Source organism: Arenibacter sp. S6351L (assembly GCF_023016025.1).
GTDB lineage: Bacteria > Bacteroidota > Bacteroidia > Flavobacteriales > Flavobacteriaceae > Arenibacter > Arenibacter algicola_B.
In genome coordinates this window covers 1-542 of record NZ_JALKBB010000106.1, presented here as the reverse complement: position 1 = coordinate 542, position 542 = coordinate 1, and the positions used below count along the sequence as shown (strand labels likewise).

General features: G+C 48.2%; 1 protein-coding gene. It reads left to right on the top strand.

Annotated elements, in window-relative coordinates:
* Positions 1 to 542 (top strand): hypothetical protein (locus MWU82_RS24100; protein ID WP_247098308.1); only part of this gene is annotated, 542 nt, incomplete at both ends.

Sequence of the window (542 nt, the reverse complement as noted above, 5' to 3'; positions counted from 1 at the left end):
AATGCTAAATTGGCAGACGATGCGGTACAGACAGAAAACATATTGAACGGTACCATTTTAACAGAGGATATTTCCTCAGGTGGTAACGACAAAGTGTTGGTTACCGATGTAGTGGGTACGGTAGCCTGGGTGGACAAATCCAGCTTCGATGCCATTGCCGATCAGGTTACTATTACAGGCGTGGGCACAACCTTAGATCCCTTTAAGGTGGAGGATCTTGCCATAGTAACGGCCAAACTGGCCGATGGAGCGGTTACTACCGTAAAATTGGGCGATGATGCCGTGACCAATGCGAAGTTGGCCGATGATGCGGTCCAAACAGAAAACATATTAAGTGGTGGAACCGATAAAGTTTTGGTTACCGATGCAGTGGGTACGGTTGCTTGGGTAGATAAATCCAGCTTCGATGCCATTGCCGATCAGGTTACTATTACAGGCGTAGGTACCACCTTGGATCCCTTTAAGGTGGAGGACCTTTCCATAGTAACGGCAAAACTGGCCGATGGAGCAGTGACCACCATAAAATTGGGCGATGATGCCGT